Genomic DNA, 518 nt, shown 5'->3' with positions numbered 1-518 from the left:
GCTGAAGCCGTGGGATTCTTTAGATTCTCTTAACATCACCACAGTCGTATAGGAGGGATATAGTTAAGTCTTTCAAGATTTATCGTCTATAGGATTTCGATACCTGTGTACTTACTTTCCAGACGAAAGTTTTATGTCTGAACCTTTTTTATTTCTGTTTAGAATCCAAAACACTGTTTCATAGATATATTGTTTTCTTTCATTTTTTCGATCAGTTGGTCTTGTAGCTTTACAAATCGATCAAATTCATAGATGCATTTTTTCTGGTCCGGCTTGTTTAATTTCTGGTTACTGTTTCTCAAAAGAAAAGCACTATACAAGTCTCTTTGTACCTTATGACCGGCGATTATTTTTTCTCTCACAGACAAGTCCGTTTTTATGTACTGATCTTTCGCATGGTCGTACTGGCTGGCTTTATATTCTTTCGTACTTACTTTCGATACATTACCGCCGTAAAGTTTTGCCTTTTGTTCCAGAATCGTGACAAAACTTGCCGGTGCTCTGTCAGTTATCGACTT

Annotated in this window: 1 pseudogene; it reads right to left on the bottom strand. The window is 36.7% G+C overall.

The window, feature by feature from the left end:
- Positions 1-158 precede the first annotated feature (158 nt).
- Positions 159-518, bottom strand: a pseudogene (locus ACTNDI_RS14020) (hypothetical protein); the annotation flags it as partial.

This window comes from Bilifractor sp. HCP3S3_D3 (assembly GCF_052063915.1).
GTDB lineage: Bacteria > Bacillota > Clostridia > Lachnospirales > Lachnospiraceae > Bilifractor.
The sequence above is the reverse complement of the archived record's forward strand: the minus strand, read 5'-3'. Positions and strand labels throughout refer to the sequence as shown.